Genomic DNA, 18,688 nt, shown 5'->3' with positions numbered 1-18,688 from the left:
AAATAATAAATGTTTACCCTTTGACGCTCGCTTGCCGGATCTTTCTGTTTAGAGAATCACTGGTGTTTAAATTGGACAATATTTATCATAGAACACAGGATGGTAAGTTAGTTGAGGTCGTCGCTCCGCTTCGTCTCTCGCAGGATGAACGGCCCGATGGAGAGTGTCCGCTTCGCCACCGTCGCGATGCGGATGATATACGCGAGTAGGATGACGAATGGAACGACTGCGATGGTTGTCGCCAGACTCACCACCAATACGTCGTTGCTGATGCCGACGGTCGCACCGGGAAGCGCCCTCGCGTCGAAGTAGATTATCATCAGCACGCTAGCGAGCGCGATGAATATGAATGGAATAATTCCCCAGTCACCGAGCGCTCCGAGAGAACTGACGCATTAGCATCGATATCAACGAGTACGTGGTCGTCGTCGTCGATAGTTCAATGCACGTCATGTCCGTAGCCAGGTCTGGTAGTCCGTAATCGTCGTTCGGCAAATGGGGATTAATACCATTGGTAGTCCTGACAGCTACTGATCCCGTTGGCAACGTGTCGACACCCCGAACCACGGTCACATCCGAGTAGTGACGACTAGAGCCATTAGGGGAAGTATAATAGAGACATCATGTAGCACCTAAACATCATATATTCATATATTTTGTAATTCTATAATGTGGTCCGAAATTGTCGGTCGATCACCGATCTCGGAACCCGATCAGTAACCGATACGTTCGACCGTCGAAAACTTGCCACTCCCAGCGGGAAACCAGCCAAATCGAGGATCTTGAGGCCGAATTTCGGGTATAACTACTCGCGTCATGTCCTTGGTGGTATACTCGGTTACGAGTAGCGGACGTGATCGGCGTTGCAAGGCGACCAAACCCGGTCTAACCACCGAGTCCGTCGGACGAATGCGACGCAATCCGCGTAGGTCGGTTAAATTAGCCCATAGACGCTTCTATCGCCGTTCTTGAACTGATCGAGACAACCGTGTTTTGCCCTTCACAGCGGCCGCAACCGGGCTGCATTTGAAAGTCAGTTTCTTCATTGGTAAATTAACGGAAACGAATTGTGCATGTATGTAAAATATCAAATATTAATCCAAAATTATCAATTTTAATTAATTATATGATCCTCTATAGCTACCGAATCTCCATCGGTGGCGGCAATGGCTTACAGCTTAGATATTACATTACTACTTTTGTAATGTATGGAAGAGGGTCGTCCGGCCTTCCGTTGAGGGTCACCGAAACACAGTCTTGTCGGGAGAGCACATCGGTACGCACTACTAAAGCGAACGGGGCAAGGACAGTAGCAGAGCCCGATGTCCACCGATAGTGGACAACAAGAGATTCAACGGTACCCTGCCGACGTTACCGCTGGCCGCGTCCGCATTCCGCCCGATAGGGGTTCGCTACTCGATGTGGTGATCGGATAGCCGGTCACGCAGCGCGGCGGCGTAGTCCGCTGCGGGCATCCTGTGGGTTCCGCTTCGCAGAACCAGCACGTCGATAGTACTCATGGGACGTATGGTGTCCCTGAACGAGCGCGTACAAATTCCTTTCCTCGGCGGCCATGGTTGGACCGATTTGATCGCAGAGCTAGCCGTGTCCAGCGCTATTGGACGTGGCTGACTCCGCGGCTCGATTCCGTCCGACCCGAGGGATTATTCCAAAGGCGGACGGACGTGGGGACGATGTCGAGAAACCTATACGAAAAGAGCGCGTTCGTCGTCGGAGCAAGCCGCGGGATCGGGAAGGCAATCGTCGAGGAGTATGCCGACCGGGGGGCTAACGTGGCTGCAGTCTCCCGGTCCTCAGACGATCTGGAGGCTCTCGCCGCGTCGCTGCCGACTGAGTGCGTGCCTATCGAGTGCGACGTCCGGGACGACGAGACCGTCGAGCGAGCCGTCACAACCGCGGTCAACTGCTTTGGAGCAATCGACGTGGCTGTCAATAGCGCAGGAACGATCGCGCGAGGACGACTTCACGAAGCAGACGAGACGGATCTGACTATGGTGCTCGACGTGAACCTCCTCGGCGCGCTCCGGGTCAGCAAGCACGTCCTGCCGGCGCTGATGGAGACGGAGGGGACGCTCCTCCACGTTACCTCCGAAGCAGGGTCGGTCGGCGTCCCGGAACTCCCCTCGTACTGCGCCAGTAAGGGCGGCCTTGACGCAGCGGTCAGGCAACTCGCAGTCAACTACGGACCCGATGGCGTCTCGGTAGTGGCGATAGCCCCGGGAACCACGAAGACGTCGATGAACGAGGAGGTTAGGGCGGAGGATCCATCGTGGGTCAAGGATCGGGCCGAGAACGTCCCGTACGGCCGCCTCGGGACGCCGGAGGACGTCAGCGATCTCGCGGCGTTTCTCGCGCAGGACCGGTCTGACTACTTAACCGGCGAGGTGATACACGTTGATGGCGGATCGACCGCGTGAGGGTGGTGGGACTTAGTAATGTTTGGTCTTGAGCTCGACCACGTTTGCGGTGTTCTGGAGTGCCGGGAGCAGCTCCTCCTGGATACGCTCGGGGGTGTACTCGTGTTTTGGTCCGGCGACGGAGATGGCGGCGTCGGGAGTCTCACCGTCGCTCTCGATCAGGACGGCGATGGACTTGACGCCCTTGACGCGCTCCTCGTTCTCGACGGCGTATCCCTGCGACCTGATGGTCTCAATCTCGCCGAGCAGGGTATCACGGTCGACGATCGTGTGCTCAGTCGCCCGCGGGAGCCCGTGGCGGTCGGCGATATCGGTGATCTCCCTATCGGACTTCTGTGACAGTATCGCCTTGCCGAGCGCCGTCCAGTGCATCCGGGTGTATTCGCCGGTCGGCGCGTTGTTGAAGATGGCACCGGTCGGCTCGGTCCGGTACAACATCACCCGATAACCCCTCTCCTCGCATCCGATGGTGGCGACTTCACCCGTCGTCCGGGCCAGGTCGTCGATCTCGTTGCGGCCTACCTGGTAGAGGCTGTTGTTGTGTCGGATCTGCCCCCCTACGTTTAGAAACCGGAGGCTAAGCTGGTACTCCCCGTTCCGCTTGACCGCGTACCCAGCGTCCTCCAGTGTCTTGAGGTATACGTGGGCCGTGCTCTTCGGGAGGTCCATGTGGTTCGCCAGCTCCCGGACCCCGCAGCCGTCGAGCTTCCCCACGTTCTCGACGATCTCGAACATGTTCTCGACCGCCTTGATCCGGTTCGGGTCGTTCGTCATTGTGTATGTATCACGTACCAAAGCTTCAATATTACTTTCGAAAGCTGTCCAACAATAATGGACTCGCGCTCCCAGAGTCAATAATTAATATTCGTCACTTTTCGGGCCGCCAGCGGCTGCCGTAGGGCAGTCACCAAAGCGGCGTACGAGCGTGAACACTGGCCGGGGACAGGAGAGAGGCCACTCCGGCGGAACGACGAACAGTCGTCACAGTTAATGGGAGGAAAGAAACGGCGTGCCTGCGCGTCGACGCGATGGGTAAACAATGCGTCAGTCGGTCTACCGTTGGGCCTTTTCCAGCAGGCCCCGCATGTAGCCGACTGCAAACAGCCGTCCCTTCGTGTGGTAGCCGGGGTTGGTGTTATCTTCGCCGACCATCGTGGGGACGTGGTCGGGGCGCATCACTACGTCGTCGTCGACGGCGTCCTGATAGGCCTCCATCGCCGCGAGCATATCGTGGGGGCCCTCGTCGTGCCACGTCTCGACGAAGTTGTCGGCGTCGCCTTCGACGTCCCGGAAGTGGACAAAGTTGATGCGGTCGCCGAACCGCCGGATCGTCTCCGGAAGGTCGACACCCATCGCGGCGAAGTTGCCCTGGCAGAACGTGATGCCGTTGTGCTCGCTGTCGTAGCTGTCGAGGACACGCTGGTACGCCTCGGGGCTGTTGACGATTCGGGGAATCCCGCCCAACGACTCCCGGGGCGGGTCGTCCGGATGGAGGCCGAGCTTCACCCCAGCAGCCTCCGCGACTGGCGTCACCTCTCGCAAGAAGTACTCCAGCGCGTCCCAGATCTCCTCGCGCGAGACGTCGACCGTCGGTTCCGCCTCGCCTCTGTGCATCCGGTCGTTCGAGTACGCGGTCACCACCGAGCCACCGCGGGCCTCGACGTGGGCCTCCGTGCGTGCCCAGCGGATCCCGACCATCCAGTCGTAGCAGACGACCGGGATGTCGAGCTGTCCACAGTACCGGATAAACTCCTTGAACTCCTCGATGTCCTCGTCGCGCCCCTCCTGCCCGAGCCTGACGCGGTCAGTCAATGGGACGCTCCCCTCGATGACACTGATGTTTAGCCCGGCGTCCTCGTACCAGTTCTTGAGATGTAGCAAGTCGTGATACGACCAGGAGGTCTTGCCGTCGCCGATCTCCAGGGTGTGTATGACGGCGTTTTCTACGCCCATCTGTTTAGCGAGCTGCCATCTCTCGTCCGGCTGTGGCGGTAGGACTACCGCTAAGTCGACCATAGCGTGACGAATTGGAACCACGGTTAAATAGTTTTGTTTTGGACGGATTTCTGCCGAAGCCTTCGCTCGTTCAGCGGTGGGGGCGTGTGGGGCCTCGGTATGCAAACGTAACGCTCCGGACGATGAAAAAATAGAAATACCCCGTCATGCAAGCCCTTGATGAACCACGAATGAGCGACACGTTCGCAGGAGACGCAGCTATCGTCACGGGCGCATCGAAGGGCATTGGAAGCGGGATTGCAACCAAGCTCGCAGAACAAGGGGCGTCGGTGGTGGTCAACTACCGCTCCTCGGAGAAACGGGCGGAGTCGGTCGTCGATGAGATCGTTGACCGGGGTGGCGAGGCTGTCGCGGTGCAGGCCGACGTAAGCGACGAGGATGATGTTGCGGCGATGGTCGAGGCGACCGTCGACTACTTCGGCTCGCTAGACGTGATGGTGAACAACGCGGGCATGACGACGCTTGGCCCGGCGGAGGAGATCGACATCGAGGACTGGCGGCGGGTGGTCGACGTCGATCTGACGGGTGTGTTCATCGGCAGCCGTGCCGCAGGGCGACAGATGCTCTCCCAGGACGACAGCGGGGCGATCGTCAACGTCGCGTCGATGATGGGCGAGATGGGCTTCCACATGCGAGCGCCTTACTGCGCGGCGAAGGCGGGCGTCATCAACCTCACCCGGACCCTCGCTGTGGAGTGGGCGGAGGATGGCGTTAGCGTGAATGCGCTTGCGCCGGGGTTCATCCAGACGGACATCACGGACCAGACGCAGGACTCGGCGGGGTACACCGACATCGACATCCATAGGCGAACGCCGATGGCGCGGTACGGCACTGTCGAGGAGATGGCCAACTGCGTGAGTTTCTTGGCGCGGGACGACAACTATGTCACCGGCGAGGTGCTCCGGGCCGACGGTGGATGGGTCTCGGACGCGTGGCGGTACCGCGAGAACCGCGCGTAGTGGAGTCGAACGCGCCATCCCAGGAGAACAGTGGCGATATTTTCCACAGGGAAAAGGTTTTTATTATTAAGGCGGAACCTGTGTGATGAACCATGTCAAATGGAGTTTCCGGTGTCAGTAGACGATCGTTAGTCAAGGGACTCAGCACAGGCGCTATCGCCGCGATGGCAGGCTGCTCGGGCGACAGCGGCGGATCCGCGGGAAATAACTCTGGCGGCAGCGGCGGCGGTGACGCCAACGTGAATTTCACCATCGCCAGTACGTTCGAACCCGAACACGTCCTGGTCAAGGCTGCGAAGAACTTCAAGAAGAAGATCGAATCCGAGTCAGACGGTGACGTCTCGGTCGAGATCAGTGCCGGCGGTTCGTACGGTTCCGAGGACGAGATCGGCGAGCTCGTCAATCAGGGTGGCGTTGAAGCCCACGCTGCCGGGAGTTTCCCATACTTCCAGTACGCGCCCGCGTACTGGTTCTTCGGCTGTCCGTTCGTCATCTCGGACTACGACCAGCTCCTCTCGGTGCTGGACAGCGACAAGATGCAGGATGCTCACGACGCTTTGAAAAAGAAGGGGAATCAGCGTCCCATCGGCCAGCAGATCTATCGCGGGAACCGGAATTTTACGTCCAACAAGCCGATAAAGGGCCCCAAAGACGTGAAGGGGCTGAATCTCCGTCTACCCGAACTCGATCCGTGGGTGACGATCTGGAAGGGAGTCGGCGCGTCGCCGACTCCCATCGCCCTCGATGAATTGTACAGTGCCCTCGAAACGGGGACAGCCGACGCCTCTGAGGGCGGTGCCTCGCAAATCTCCTCGTTCAACCTCAATGAGGTGCAGAGCCACCTCAGCCTCACCCAGCACCTAGTGGCCAATGGAAACATGTACATGAATGAACAATTTTTCAAGGGTCTCGACCAGACCTACCGGGACATGATCCTCGAACTCGGGGGAAAGGCGACGGAGGAGGCATCAAAGACCGCGATGGACCGCGAGGAGGAACTCATCGACGAACTAAAATCGAACGGGATGACCGTCGTGAAGGATGTCGATCACGAGGCGTTCCGGTCGGCCGCCGAACCCGCGGTCAACCGGCTGTTCAAGAACACCTGGGAGTTCGACTGGAAGACGATCCAGAACCTGTAGCGCCATGCAACGTAACGTCACCGAGATGACCAAACCAACCAATCATGGAAGTTGACCAATCACTCGATCTGAGAAAAGACACCCTCTTCGATAGGGCTGTATTGTACACAGCTACTGTCTTTTTTACTCTCACTATCGTTCTCACCACGGTGCAGGTCTTCGTCCGATGGTTCAACATCCCGACGCTGGGGTTCCTCCATTGGACGCAGCCGGCGGCAAAGTTCCTGTTCATCATCGCGACTTACTTCGGAGCGGCCGTCGCCATCCGAAACGGGGAACACATCTCGATACGGTTCATGCTGGAGCGGATCGAGGACTGGAACACCACCGTCGGGAGGACGCTCAGCATCTTCAGCGACCTCGTCATCATCGGATTTCTCGGTGTCGCCCTCCGAGCGACAGCCGTGACGGCCGTCGACGCCTGGTCGACGTCCATCGGGGGTATCGGATTCGTCACATCCGGCTACATCTACCTCGGCATTAGCATCGGAATCGCGCTGACTGTACTGTACGCCGTCGCGGACCTCGGAATCACAATGAAAAGAATCGCCGCCGATCTCGGCACAGACGGGACGGAAACGGAACTCAGGGAGGGGACGATCGATGAGTGAACTGCTCGTTCTCAGCGGGCTACTGCTGGGGGTGCTTCTCGTACTGTACGCGCTGGGCGTCCCCGTGGCGATCGCGATGGGATCCACCGTCGTCATCGTCATGCTCTCGCCCTACGGCAACGGCATTAACTACGGCCTCATCGCCCAGCAGTTGCTCTACGGGCTCAACAGTTTCACGATGTTGGCGATCCCATTCTACCTGCTCTTGGGCCGGCTGATGAACCGCATAGGGATGACCCAACGCATCTTCGACTTGGCCAACTCCATGGTTGGCCAGTTCCGCGGCGGGATCGCCCACGTCAACATCATCGCTAGCATGATTTTCTCTGGGATGTCCGGGCTGGCGGTGGCCGACGCGGCCGGCCTCGGCCGCGTCGAGTATGCGGCCATGCGCGATCAGGGGTATGAGAAGGACATCTCGCTTGGCGTGACCGGCTCCTCCGCGATCATCGGACCGATTATCCCGCCGAGCGTGCCGATCATCATCTACGCGGTGCTCGCCGGCGAGTCCATTGGACAGCTCTTCATGGGCGGCGTGGTACCGGGGATCCTCATCGGGCTGTTCCTCATGGTGCTCGTGTTCGTCTTCGTCTACCTGCGAGGGTACGAGACCGAGGACTCGTTCAGCCTCGCGCGGTTCTGGTCGTGTCTCAAGAGCGCGGTCTTCCCCCTGCTAGCCCCGGTACTGATCGTGGGCGGGATCGTGACCGGCCTCTTTACGGCGACGGAGGCGGGTGCGATCGCCGTAGTCTACACGGTGCTCCTTGGCGCGTTCATCTACAACGAACTCACGCTCGGCGAACTGCTGGAGGAGCTCCAGTACAGCATGGTCGAGACGTTTTCGCTGACGTTCATCGTCGGCATCGCGTCGATGTACGGGCTAGTCGCACTCCAACTCCGGCTTCCCATCCTCATGGCCGACCAGATCACCGGCTTCTCTTCCGATCCCACGGTCGTCATGCTGCTCTTGGTCGGCGTCCTGCTGATCGTCGGAACGTTCATGGAGACGATCGCCGCAATAACGATTCTCGTTCCGATCTTCCTCCCAATACTCGACATCGCGAACATCGATCCGATCCACTTCGGGATCGTGATGATCCTGACGCTGATGCTCGGTCTTCTTACACCGCCGTTCGGCGTCATCCTCTTCGTATTAGAGAAAGTAACCGATGCGAGCCTCGAAGAGGTGATGCGTGCGATCGTCCCGTACTATGTCCCAATCTTGCTCGCCCTGCTCTTTACGATATTATTCCCAGAGATTGTCATGTACCCGGCGACTGAGCTGATGGGTGGCTGACGCGGCGACTATGCTCGGTCATTCGTCCCTTTACCCGGCGATGGCTGCGCTGACGGAAACGGTTTTCCAGTTGATGGCGAGATTCAATCATGGCAACGTTTGACGGATACCCACGGGAGAGCGATCCCACCGGGGTGCGAACCTAGAGTCGGAGGACGGCCGCCGCGGCTTCGGATTTACCTACACCATCTACCGCGGCGGCGCGGCAACGAAGCGGTTCCTCGACGACGTACTCGTCCGCTGCTGGAGGGACAGCGGCTCCACGAACTGGCCCAGGAGGAGGATCTGCTGAGCGGTATCCACTCGGTGTCGAGTCAGTTTCGAAAGGAGCTGCTAACCGGTATTGAGGCTGCGTGGATGTGGGAGGGCGACTATGAGTCAGCGTTCGGCAAAGCGGCGAGTTATGTCGTCGACTTCCTCGACCGCGAGGCGACGAACCGGTTCGACCCGGCACCCAAGCCTGAAATCGAGTCGAGTCGTTCTCGTCAAAAATATCAAATTCATGTTAATAAGTTGGAAAAGATAGATTACTGATTTCTATTCGGTGTAACGGGACAACATTTCGTATGGAATAACCAGATGATTGAACGGGTTCAACAACTATTGCTCGACTTCGGACGGTTCGGGCGAATTTCGATTATCTCGAATATTTCGATGTTTGAGGTCGTTTCTCCCCGTTCTACACCGAATTTTGGATTTCTATACTTATCAAATATGAATATATAAAGATATTATGATATAAAGATATATGATGTGATGAGTCGTGAAGCGCTCGCTCACACCGGCAGGCGACGCATCAGCGCGGAACCGGTTCTGGAGCCGGACGCCGAGGCTCCCGCGCCGTTCGCGGATCCTCGCCATCTTGTCGTCAGCGCTCTCGCACTTAATCACGTCGAGGACTGGGAGAGGGTATTCACCAAGTTCGCCCGCATTCTCAGACTAGGCGGCTTTCTCGTGCTCTCAACCTGTTGTTTGATAACGGGTTCCAGCTAAACAGAATCATAGGGCTCCAGTTCACGGAGATGTTTGCGGAACAGCGACTAGAACGGTACGAGAAGGAGTAGCAAAACCCGGTTTTCCTCTGTATACGGGCGGCGAAGCAGTGAACTTCCCTCGAACTGACAATGAGCGAGGCGTTCTCTATCCAGGATGAAGCCGATTTTCTACTCCATAATAAGCGGAAGTAGAACCACCCCGGGACCCTCAACTCAATCTATGCGCAATCTTTGGTGCAGACTTCGTCGTCAAGTGCATCGTAGAAGTCGCTCGCAACATTCTTGTCTCCGAGATGTTCTTTTACTACTGATTTAACGATTAAATTGGCCATACAGTGACCCAGACAGTATAATACCACGAAGATCAATCGAATCCGAATTTCGACTAGCGCAACACTTTCTTGATGAGTAAATAGCATCTGTATCTAGTATATCTTCAATGCAGAAGTTTTATTATTTAACCGAATACTTTGGTACTTGCTCCATGCTCACAAACACTCGACGGTCGTTCTCCCAAACAGTTGCTCTCACAGCGCTTGCGCTCTGCACAGGAAGTGGTCTTGCACTTTCTAAAGAACCAGACGTCTCTAACAACGGAGAGTCCTCCGCGGGGTGGCCAACATATCGTGGTACCATTGGCCGAACTGGATCTACAGCAGACAGCGGGCCATCACCATCTGTTGCGACCGCGTGGAAGATGGATCCGGATGGAGGAATGGTAACTGCTGAACCAGTTGTTGCTGCCGGCACACTGTATCTCGCCGTGACAACAAACAACAGCCCCAGCCAGAGCGGAGGATATGTTGCCGCGTACGACCCGGAAACGGGTGAGCGCCAGTGGATGCGAGACGGTCTTCCAGCAGTGAACACGCCAACAGTGGCTGCTGGAACGCTCTACGTTGCCACGAACGTAAATCCGGAGTCCGATTCAGATGAGGATGGTCTTATCGCGCTCGACACACAGACTGGCGAGACGAAGTGGAAACGAAATGATCACGTCGCGTGGGCCAACCCGATCGTCGTCAATGACCGCGTATACACAGTAAAAGAGCAAAGACCCGAGGATCCAGGCTCGAGTGTTCAGGCGCTCAATGCGACCACTGGCGCCACCGTCTGGCAGACCGATGATGTTCAGGGTGAAGTGTGCTATAAAGATGGCACCGTCTTTACCACTGATGGAACCGCGCTGAACGCTGCCGATGGCACAGTACTGTGGAGGATAGCTAATGACGGTATGACGAGACAACACCTCATCCAGGCTGTCAGTAATAGGCTAGTATATTGTGTTGTCCAAGAAGGGGATTCTAATCAGAACGTCGTTCAGGCGCGATCACCGGGCGATGGGTCGGTACAATGGTCTTCCCCGACCAGTACTTCCGGATTCTGGGCTGGTCGACTCACCGTCGGTGATGGGCATGTGTTCTTCCGGACAACGAGCAATGGAGCTGATGCAATTCGAGCGCTCAACGCAGAGACTGGCGAGGAGGCATGGATCTACGAGGCGGAGACAGAGCTGACGAGCGATCTCACGGTAGCCGATAGAGTTCTCTATGCTGGCGGACGGACAGACCCTGCGTCAGAGCTTGGTAATGCGGTCGTCGTTGCGCTCAGTGCGGAAGCCGGCGAGCGCAAGTGGCGCTATACCTTCGGGCAGTGGGACTTAGATGAGTACGGCCCTGCCGCGAACGCGCCTATCGTCGCGGATGGACGAGTGTACACTGCCACCTATCCCAAGGGATCAACGCTGGATTATCAGTACACCGAGTATAGCGCTCTCTATGTTATCGGGTGCAGTGATGATTACGGCGAGAACGACAAGGCATCGGAAGAGAGGCCGGATCAGAGAGACGCAGACAACCATGGGTCCGATTGATCGTCGCCTCGACCTTGACCGGCAGCCACGTCTCGCGTTGCTTGCTACCGTCGTAGCTCCCGGTCGTGTCCTTGCCGTTCGTTACCTCTAGCTCATAGTGACGGCCGTCATCTATGCGCGATATATCCGAGGGCGTGACGCCGAGGACTTCCGTCAATCGCAGGCCACAGTCGCCCATCAACCGGATGGCGATCTCGGGTTCGAACGAGTCGGCGGCACGGGGGATCGCGCGGTATTCCTCCCGACTGAGCCAGACGTTGAACATTCCGTCCTTGTTCCGTTCCGTCCTTATTGCGTGTTAGTCCTGAATAACCAGGTCGATCCTCCGCTCTCGGGTTAAAACACCTGCCCGAGGAATCATACTCAGCGTTCGATCGTCCGTAGCGTGGCGGCCGTCGATTGACTGGTCTGGGTGATTTCGAGGACCGTCAGCAGGTCTGTCCGCGAGATCAGACCGGCGAGCGAGCCGTCGCCTTCGGTTACGAGAAGCCGACCGATATCCTCCTGCTGGAGGGTCGTGAGCGCATTCGCCGCCTCGCCGTTGGGTCGGACCGTCACCAGATCCGTCGACATGATATCATTGACTGTCGCATCATCTCGGTGTTCGGATGCCCGTTCTTGGACGTCTTCGAGCGTGACGATGCCGACGAGGTCATCACTGTCAACGACCGGATACCCCGTATGACGTTCGCGGATCATCCGGTCAAGCAAGATATCGACCGACGTCTCAGGTGCCACTGTATCGAGTTCGGCCGCCGGCGTCATTATCTCCCGAACGGTCAGTCCCTCGAAGGCCGCCTGCATAACCTCCAGGCTGGTCTCGCTCGTTGCGGCGACGTAGATGAAGAAGGCGATGAGAATCCAGAACAGGTTAAGCGTAAAGACCCCAGCGATTCCGAGCAGGAACGCGAACCCCTTCCCGACGGCAGCGGCGATGCGGGTTGCCCGCAGGCGCGACCGGTTGCGCGAGAGCACTGCGCGGAGGACTCGCCCACCATCCATCGGGAATCCCGGAAGCATATTGAACGCCGCCAGCACCACATTGAGCACCGCTAAGTAGCCGATCACGAACCGAACTGCGGGGAGCCTGCCAGCGAGCAGTTCGAACGACCCGTAGAACAGGACCCCGAGTGCAACGCTAACGACCGGGCCGGCGATGGCGATCGCGAACTCCTGTCGCCAGTCGTCAGGCAACTCCGCAAACTGTGCAAGACCGCCCAAGAACCACAGCGTGATTGATTCAGTCTCAAGGCCATACCGGCGTGCTACAAGTGAATGGCCTAGTTCGTGCAAGAGAACGCTGGCGAAGAGGCCGAGTGCAGCGCCCACCCCCAAGAGCCAGGGGAACAACCCCGCGGTGAGCGGTGCAGGATCGAGCGTCGTCCCGAAGATCCCATTGAGTAGATCCACTGTGAGACCGACCTGCGAACCGATGAGGTAAGCCAGCAGTGGGAGGACCAACAAGAACGAAACGCCCAGTCTAATCGGAATGCCGAACAGCGAACCGAGACGGAGACTCGCCATGTATCTACTACGGGCTCAAGCCCTATCAGGTAATCCCCCGAATATCGAACGTTGGTGGTTCGATCGGTATCGCCTCCAGCAGTTTTATTCGACAGTGAAAACACCATACTCGGCCACTATCGTCTCTAACGCTTGGAACGAACATTCTCTGAATCAGATAACGTTAAATCAAAAATAAGCAAAAGATATTGAGGTGATTTATCTCTGGTCTCTTATCGAAAATTGTATATACCTACTTAGACAGCCGATTTAGGTGTCTAAGTGAAACAGACGATAAGTGGGACTGACGTTCCAAAATAGGTTGGTGTCTCACTCGCAATACGAACTGCATACAGATCGATTCGGGGCTACCGAGGCTGACTCTCTTTCCACTTACGAGAGTAAATGCCTGGCTTCCTCCTGACTAGAGCGAGTGTACCCAGCAGAGCGATATCTACAACCGAGATATCTCGGTAAGTCGAGCAAACGTTCAAGCTCTTTGGCGTCCTTTGTACGTAGGTTATGGAACGATACGTCGATGGATTCGTCTTCCCGGTTCCGACTGATAACCTCGATACGTACCGCGAAATGGCTGACGAGGCCGGACAGCTTTGGATCAAACATGGTGCCCTCGAATACGTCGAAGGAGTCGGAGACGACATGGAGCCAGATATGGACGGCATGTCGATGCGGACGTTCCCACAGCTCACTGAAACCGGGGACGATGAATCGGTCGTGTTCTCGTTCATTGTGTTCGAGTCACGGGAGCACCGCGACGAAGTGAACGCAAAGGTGATGGATGATCCCGCGATGGACCCAGAACATTTCGACGAGGAGATGCCCTTCGACGAGGAGCGCATGGCGTACGGCGGCTTCCGCTCCATCGTCAGCTACGAGGAGTGATGAAAGCGACTACTCGAGGATTAGACCAGCCCACACCTTGATACTAATACCGATGTGGTTGCTGTTTTCGAAATATTCGCAACTACTGGCGTTGCGAGATACGCACCACGAAGTACGCACAGATTGATTCGGGGGTCCCGGGATTGTTCTACTTCCGCTTACATTAGGCGACAGTAAACTTGGTCCACTGTGTATGAAGAGTGGATTGGTTGGAACCCATTTGTCTCACTATCCTATGTTGCACTAAGCAGACGTGGACTCACTACAAGACAGATAGCCTTTCAGGGGACGAGTATCGCATATCCTAAAATATTTCCTTCTATAATAGTATAAAATATACTACCATGAACCGCAGAAACGCACTCAAATATGGAGGTGGACTCGGACTCGGAACGCTTGCTGGGTGCGCAAGCCTACAAGGAATGATTTTTGGACGAATCCCAAAGAAATATAAAATCCAAAATGATCGTCACACCTCGGTTGAGGTCGAAGTAGCCATAGAAGGCGATCACAAACAATTGCTTTCGAAGACGTTCACACTCGCCGCAAACAAATCACTCTCGCAGAAATGGCCGAATACAAAAGCAGAAACATATACGATCGAAGCAACTGTAGACGGTATTTCGAGTGCTTCCACTTTCAACCCAGCAGATTGGAAAAAACGACACACACCGATAATACGGGTGTTTTCTGATGGGGTCGAAGTGAATCTGAACTAAGGGAGTGTCCAACAGTCGTTCGGTATCCAGTGGCAACAGGATACACAACTGAGTCGATGAATGTTGATTTTAGAAGCAGTATTATTGCAGGAGGCAAATATAGAGAAATATGAATCCACTGGGTCTTGTGTTTTTCGCGATTGGCGTTATTTTCATACTGTATCCGGAACGGATTGCCCGCCAGCGACTGCAAGGTGCGAAGGATCCCACACCGACACAGGGAGCGATCAATATGGTTCGCTATGTCGGCGGGCCTCTTCTGGTGTTCCTCGGGTTTATCATGGCGTTTGTGACGATACGATGAAATTGTGAAGTTCACTTCGAGATCTGTTTGTCTTGAATCTCGATTCGTTGGTTTCCTAATTCCACTGCCGCTTATACTGCCCAGCAGCAGTCAATCGCTTACATCGGCCAAATTTGAGAAATCGACCTCGCTGCCGTCGAACGTTCTACTTCGGTTATAGAATCAATCACGCATCTTGAAAAAGGCGGAATCCCTAAGAAGTTGACTGTTTAATCGTGGGTTAGACGATATTTCCAAAAACTGTAGTCAGGGAGAACTGATCAGTTGATCGCCTCACCAGTAGTTTCTACTTGTTCGATCTGGGTGATTCCGGTACCGTCAGGATGATCTTTGCGATTTGGATTCTTCTGCCGGTTGATTACTCACTATCCTCGTCAGCACTTCGAGGACCGTCATCGATTTACGCCTCTCAGCCCTGCCCGAACAAGGACGCTTCCCACTAACAATGTTATTGCACCGATGACCGTCCATTCTACTGATCTTCCAGTAATCGGTTCACAGTCTCCGGCGCACAAAATGGGGTCTATCTGGATGATTCCGAGGCCTTGAACCAACCATAACATTCCGAGAAGCGTCACGATGACGCCGAGGAGTGTCATTACAACCGTTTTCGTATTCCACGTACGGATATTTTGAGTCTCCATCAGAGAGAGAAAGGGGTCGGTTATTCTCGGGTTTAACGCCGAGCATGCACGCACTCTTTATAAATAGCCGAACTATTACAATGTATCATGGCGGTAAGAGCGCTTCATCCTGAGACACGATTCGAGGCAACCCGACCAATCCGATCAATTAAATGACCAATGGCAGAAATGAGATACATAACCGTCGTCATAGTCTTAGAAGAATATATTCGGTCGGAGAACGACCAACAGATGCAGAGAGGCGTCAACGATCCGAGAGAGATCTGGATCGATGGCACGCTCGTCGCGACACAGGAAGCGATACACTATCTTAATCTTCTCGACGATGGGACCGTCGTTGGGGTCGCACGGTTCAGAGGCGATGCTGATCGTCTCGCAACGATAGAAGACGAGATCCCGGAGATCAAGTCTTGCACTGTGACAGGTGGTGAAACGTGGCTAGCATATATGCACTACGAGCCTGATGAAGCTGAAACAACCATTCTCGAACGGATCAATACCGAAGCCATCAGCATCGACTGGCCAATGAAGGAGACTAGTGATGGGCTGGAAGTCACACTCTTCGGTGAGGATGTAGCCCTCCGGCAACTGATCGCTGGCTTTCCTGAGGAGGTAGGCGTGACTCTCGAACGTGCAGGAGAGTATCAACCACGCATGGGCGACCCAGCGGGGCAACTTACCGATCGGCAGAAAGAAATCCTCCGAACGGCACTCACCGCAGGTTACTATGATATCCCTCGTCGTGCAACACAACGCGACTTAGCCGCCGAACTTGGACTTTCAAGGGGAACGATTGGGGATCACCTTCGGCGGGCAGAAGCAAAAATTATCCGTTCGATACTTCTGTAAAGCAAGCACCATTCCCTCTGAAGTCAGGAAGATGGGTTTTCATGCGCAACCGAGGGGATCCTACTTCAAAAGACAAATTTCTTACTTACCTATACATGATAAATTGACCTAGCCAACCTCAAATCGAATTGGATTCGATATTAGTATAGAATACTAACCATAGGAGGCTTCACACAGATAAGCCCAACACTTCGAGCAGGTGAGATCGGCTCCGAAACCCATTTTGCTGTGTCAAGCAAAGTTTTACGCTTTTCCGAAGGCGGTGACCTGGCCGATTTCACTTCTTATTAAATTTTATGGAGCAGTGATCCAGACACCACCACTTCCCATGTAAATCAAGGGTATAAGGCCTCTAACGTACGGCAGTAGCCATTCACAGATTCATGGATCGTATGCCGCTACATCAAATGAACAAACGTCGGATAGATGAGACTACAGTGTGCTTAGCAGGCCTGTGATTCGTGGTTTTGGACGAATCAGTACGTAGAAACTGCCTCAGATCGCCTCGCAAATACCCATTCTTGTTGTGTTAGTAACTATTTCAATAATTTCTCGAAACTACTACCAGTGTCGCCACTCGGAAAAGCAATGTGCGGCCTGACTGAGTAACTTTCTACCCGATTCCCGTCGCCTTCTTCAGTAGCGTGAGCGTATTGTCGGCCGTTATCACCGGCGAATGCTCGTACCCGCCGGTTAACGCGACTTGCACAAGCAAATCGACCGCTCGCCAAATCGAGTACAACAGACAGGCAAACACGAAGTAGAAAAACCGTAAGACGAAGTTCTTCGACGTTGTTGCGGCCATGAACCGCTTGATACTCCGATAGCCACGTTCGATCTCCCAGCGATACGCGTACTCGCTGAGATATCTCTCCTCCGTTCGACATGAACACCGAGTACTGGCGGTGATCAGTGTACTCGGCATCCTCTTTCCGGCGATAGATCAATGTTGTATTGTGCCACTCGTTGCTCCCGAGATGGAGGTTCCGGTCGGTTACATACCGGTTTTGATCCCGCTGGCAGAGCCGTTTCGCTTGCGCTTTATCGCTTGTCTGCATCCGCTTTGGGACGACGTAGGTGAGCCCGCGCTTGCTGATCGCGTCGAGAACGTGCTGGCTGTCGAACTCGCGGTCCATCAGCACGTTATCGACGAAGACGAGTTCCTCAGCGGAATCTAGCAGATCCTCAACGATCTCCAAACGGTTCTCTCCTTTTCGTACTGGTCGTGCATCCAATACCAGTGGAACCGCGTTGCCGACCAACTGGACTGTTGCCCACTGATAGGCGTACTCGTCGCTTGCTTCCTTCGTGCCGATGATCTCATTCTCGTAGCCAGAGCGATCCCCAGTAAACGGATTGGCCTCAGTGATATCGATCGCAACGATTCCCGCTCGATGAAATTCCTTCGTATCGGCCACGCGTTCTAAGAGTCGGTCGAGGGACTGGTGATACATCTCACGAATTCGCTCAATCGAGAGATTGTGAAGATGTTCGCGGTGAGCGTGTCCCAGCGGTGTCCGGTCACGCTGTGACTCGTAGCGAAGCTACGTGCGCCTTCATTCGCTGCCAGATTTTCTCGAAGACTGAGATAGGTCTGGAGGTCCCAGAACGCGTGCTCGTGAATCTCACAGCCTTCGCCTCGATCCAACGAAAAGCCCGGATAGACGATTTGGCCGATGTGCTCCGTGATCTTCTGAACTTGATCGAAAACTGTGCGTCCATCAAGTGTTGGTTCTTTGTCTGATTCGTGACGTGTCTGGGTGTCCGGTGGCTCTCGCGGAATTGTTATGCCCGCTCGATCGGCCTTAATTAGGATCGTCTTCGCGGCTGTCTTCATCATGTCTTTGAGGTCCGTGGTAAATCGATACTTCCAGCTTCGCCACAACGTCGATTGGTCGGGTATCGATTCAACATTGAGACGATGGCACAGCGATGGTCGCTGCTGGAGATACTCGACGAGTGCTGTCTCGTGATTCCAGCCATGGAGTTCTTTGAGGAGAAATAGCCGCATCAGTAATACCATGTTGTACCGTGTGGATCCAGTATACCGATCATGGGGCCGGAACTCGACGTACGCCAATGGAAGATCAGACACGAAGCGCTCGACTGACTTGTGAGCGTCGTGCTCAAACCAGACCTTCGCGACGGTTCGAACGTCCTCTTCGAGAGCACCAAGCGAACTTCGGTCATACAATGGTGTCAAATCGTAGGCTGGCCACTCACGGTACGATGTCATCGCGATTGTTCGGAAAACCTCACACCGTGACAATCGTGTCGAGACTATTCGCCCGAAATACTTTTTGAGGGTTCCAAAATACACTATTCATCCGCAGTCAGACACCCGATCTAGAGGGAATGATTCATTCATCTCCGTCACTTGCCCACCGAGATTCGACGCGCATGAAGTTGCGTACCAAGAAGAGGGTGGCTTACCG

16 protein-coding genes and 2 pseudogenes are annotated in these 18,688 nt (G+C 55.2%); 12 read left to right on the top strand and 6 right to left on the bottom strand.

The annotated features are described in order from the left end of the window. Positions 1 to 107 precede the first annotated feature (107 nt). The gene (locus LIX15_RS21880) at positions 108 to 326 is read right to left on the bottom strand and encodes a DUF7972 family membrane protein (protein WP_486327131.1); all 219 of its coding nucleotides are present in this window, start codon (positions 324 to 326) and stop codon (positions 108 to 110) included. A 1,251-nt stretch (positions 327 to 1,577) separates the two neighbouring features. Here LIX15_RS21880 and LIX15_RS21870 point away from each other — a divergent pair. Continuing rightward, a complete protein-coding gene (locus LIX15_RS21870; RefSeq protein ID WP_227777461.1) occupies positions 1,578 to 2,438 on the top strand; it encodes an SDR family NAD(P)-dependent oxidoreductase in 861 nt (286 codons plus the stop codon). 12 nt (positions 2,439 to 2,450) lie between these two features. Here the strand turns inward: LIX15_RS21870 and LIX15_RS21865 are convergent, their stop codons facing one another. Both LIX15_RS21865 and LIX15_RS21860 read right to left on the bottom strand, forming a co-directional pair. Beyond that, positions 2,451 to 3,212 (bottom strand): IclR family transcriptional regulator, encoded by a 762-nt coding sequence (locus LIX15_RS21865; protein WP_227777460.1) that lies wholly within the window; start codon positions 3,210 to 3,212, stop codon positions 2,451 to 2,453. Positions 3,213 to 3,491: 279 nt separating this feature from the next. After that, positions 3,492 to 4,391 (bottom strand): mannonate dehydratase, encoded by a 900-nt coding sequence (locus tag LIX15_RS21860; protein ID WP_497007441.1) that lies wholly within the window; start codon positions 4,389 to 4,391, stop codon positions 3,492 to 3,494. Positions 4,392 to 4,624: 233 nt separating this feature from the next. Here LIX15_RS21860 and LIX15_RS21855 point away from each other — a divergent pair, with 233 nt between their 5' ends. The 6 genes from LIX15_RS21855 (at position 4,625) to LIX15_RS21830 (ending at position 9,456) form a co-directional block, all read left to right on the top strand. Continuing rightward, a complete protein-coding gene (locus LIX15_RS21855; RefSeq protein ID WP_227777458.1) occupies positions 4,625 to 5,413 on the top strand; it encodes an SDR family NAD(P)-dependent oxidoreductase in 789 nt (262 codons plus the stop codon). Positions 5,414 to 5,505: 92 nt separating this feature from the next. Beyond that, positions 5,506 to 6,555: a TRAP transporter substrate-binding protein gene (locus LIX15_RS21850; protein WP_227777457.1), complete on the top strand. Its 1,050-nt coding sequence runs from the start codon at positions 5,506 to 5,508 to the stop codon at positions 6,553 to 6,555. 44 nt (positions 6,556 to 6,599) lie between these two features. Next, on the top strand, positions 6,600 to 7,166 hold the full coding sequence (locus LIX15_RS21845) for a TRAP transporter small permease (RefSeq protein WP_227777456.1): 567 nt from the start codon (positions 6,600 to 6,602) through the stop codon (positions 7,164 to 7,166). After that, complete coding sequence (locus tag LIX15_RS21840) at positions 7,159 to 8,463, top strand: TRAP transporter large permease (RefSeq protein WP_227777455.1); 1,305 nt, start codon at positions 7,159 to 7,161, stop codon at positions 8,461 to 8,463. The genes LIX15_RS21845 and LIX15_RS21840 overlap by 8 nt, the downstream gene beginning before the upstream one ends. Positions 8,464 to 8,562: 99 nt before the next feature. After that, entirely contained in the window at positions 8,563 to 8,997 is a 435-nt protein-coding gene (locus LIX15_RS21835; RefSeq protein WP_227777454.1) for a hypothetical protein, read from the top strand. A gap of 222 nt (positions 8,998 to 9,219) precedes the next feature. Further along, positions 9,220 to 9,456, top strand: a complete 237-nt coding sequence (locus LIX15_RS21830; protein ID WP_227777453.1) for a class I SAM-dependent methyltransferase — start codon at positions 9,220 to 9,222, stop codon at positions 9,454 to 9,456. A gap of 241 nt (positions 9,457 to 9,697) precedes the next feature. On the opposite strand, the pseudogene LIX15_RS21825 reads toward LIX15_RS21830, so the two are convergent. Further along, positions 9,698 to 9,790, bottom strand: a pseudogene (locus tag LIX15_RS21825) (DUF1931 domain-containing protein); the annotation flags it as partial. Between the two features lie 152 nt (positions 9,791 to 9,942). Between LIX15_RS21825 and LIX15_RS21820 the strand changes: the two are divergent. Beyond that, the gene (locus LIX15_RS21820; protein WP_227777452.1) at positions 9,943 to 11,331 is read left to right on the top strand and encodes an outer membrane protein assembly factor BamB family protein; all 1,389 of its coding nucleotides are present in this window, start codon (positions 9,943 to 9,945) and stop codon (positions 11,329 to 11,331) included. Positions 11,332 to 11,694: 363 nt separating this feature from the next. Here the strand turns inward: LIX15_RS21820 and LIX15_RS21810 are convergent, their stop codons facing one another. Beyond that, a complete protein-coding gene (locus LIX15_RS21810) occupies positions 11,695 to 12,855 on the bottom strand; it encodes a site-2 protease family protein (RefSeq protein ID WP_227777451.1) in 1,161 nt (386 codons plus the stop codon). A 501-nt stretch (positions 12,856 to 13,356) separates the two neighbouring features. On the opposite strand from LIX15_RS21810, the gene LIX15_RS21805 reads away from it, so the two are divergent. The 4 genes from LIX15_RS21805 (at position 13,357) to LIX15_RS21790 (ending at position 16,253) form a co-directional block, all read left to right on the top strand. Further along, entirely contained in the window at positions 13,357 to 13,737 is a 381-nt protein-coding gene (locus LIX15_RS21805; RefSeq protein WP_227777450.1) for a DUF1428 domain-containing protein, read from the top strand. Between the two features lie 344 nt (positions 13,738 to 14,081). After that, positions 14,082 to 14,456 (top strand): hypothetical protein, encoded by a 375-nt coding sequence (locus LIX15_RS21800; RefSeq protein ID WP_227777449.1) that lies wholly within the window; start codon positions 14,082 to 14,084, stop codon positions 14,454 to 14,456. A gap of 109 nt (positions 14,457 to 14,565) precedes the next feature. Then, positions 14,566 to 14,760 carry a DUF6199 family natural product biosynthesis protein gene (locus LIX15_RS21795; RefSeq protein WP_227777448.1) on the top strand — a complete coding sequence of 65 codons (195 nt, stop codon included), beginning with the start codon at positions 14,566 to 14,568 and terminating at the stop codon, positions 14,758 to 14,760. An 803-nt stretch (positions 14,761 to 15,563) separates the two neighbouring features. After that, positions 15,564 to 16,253, top strand: coding sequence for a helix-turn-helix domain-containing protein (locus LIX15_RS21790; protein ID WP_227777447.1), 690 nt, complete (start codon positions 15,564 to 15,566; stop codon positions 16,251 to 16,253). A gap of 613 nt (positions 16,254 to 16,866) precedes the next feature. Here the strand turns inward: LIX15_RS21790 and LIX15_RS21785 are convergent. Further along, a pseudogene (locus LIX15_RS21785) lies at positions 16,867 to 18,537 on the bottom strand (transposase). Positions 18,538 to 18,688 lie beyond the last annotated feature (151 nt).

It is taken from the genome of Haladaptatus pallidirubidus, from assembly GCF_020700235.1.
GTDB lineage: Archaea > Halobacteriota > Halobacteria > Halobacteriales > Haladaptataceae > Haladaptatus > Haladaptatus pallidirubidus.
This window is presented reverse-complemented; position numbering and strand designations above follow the sequence as displayed.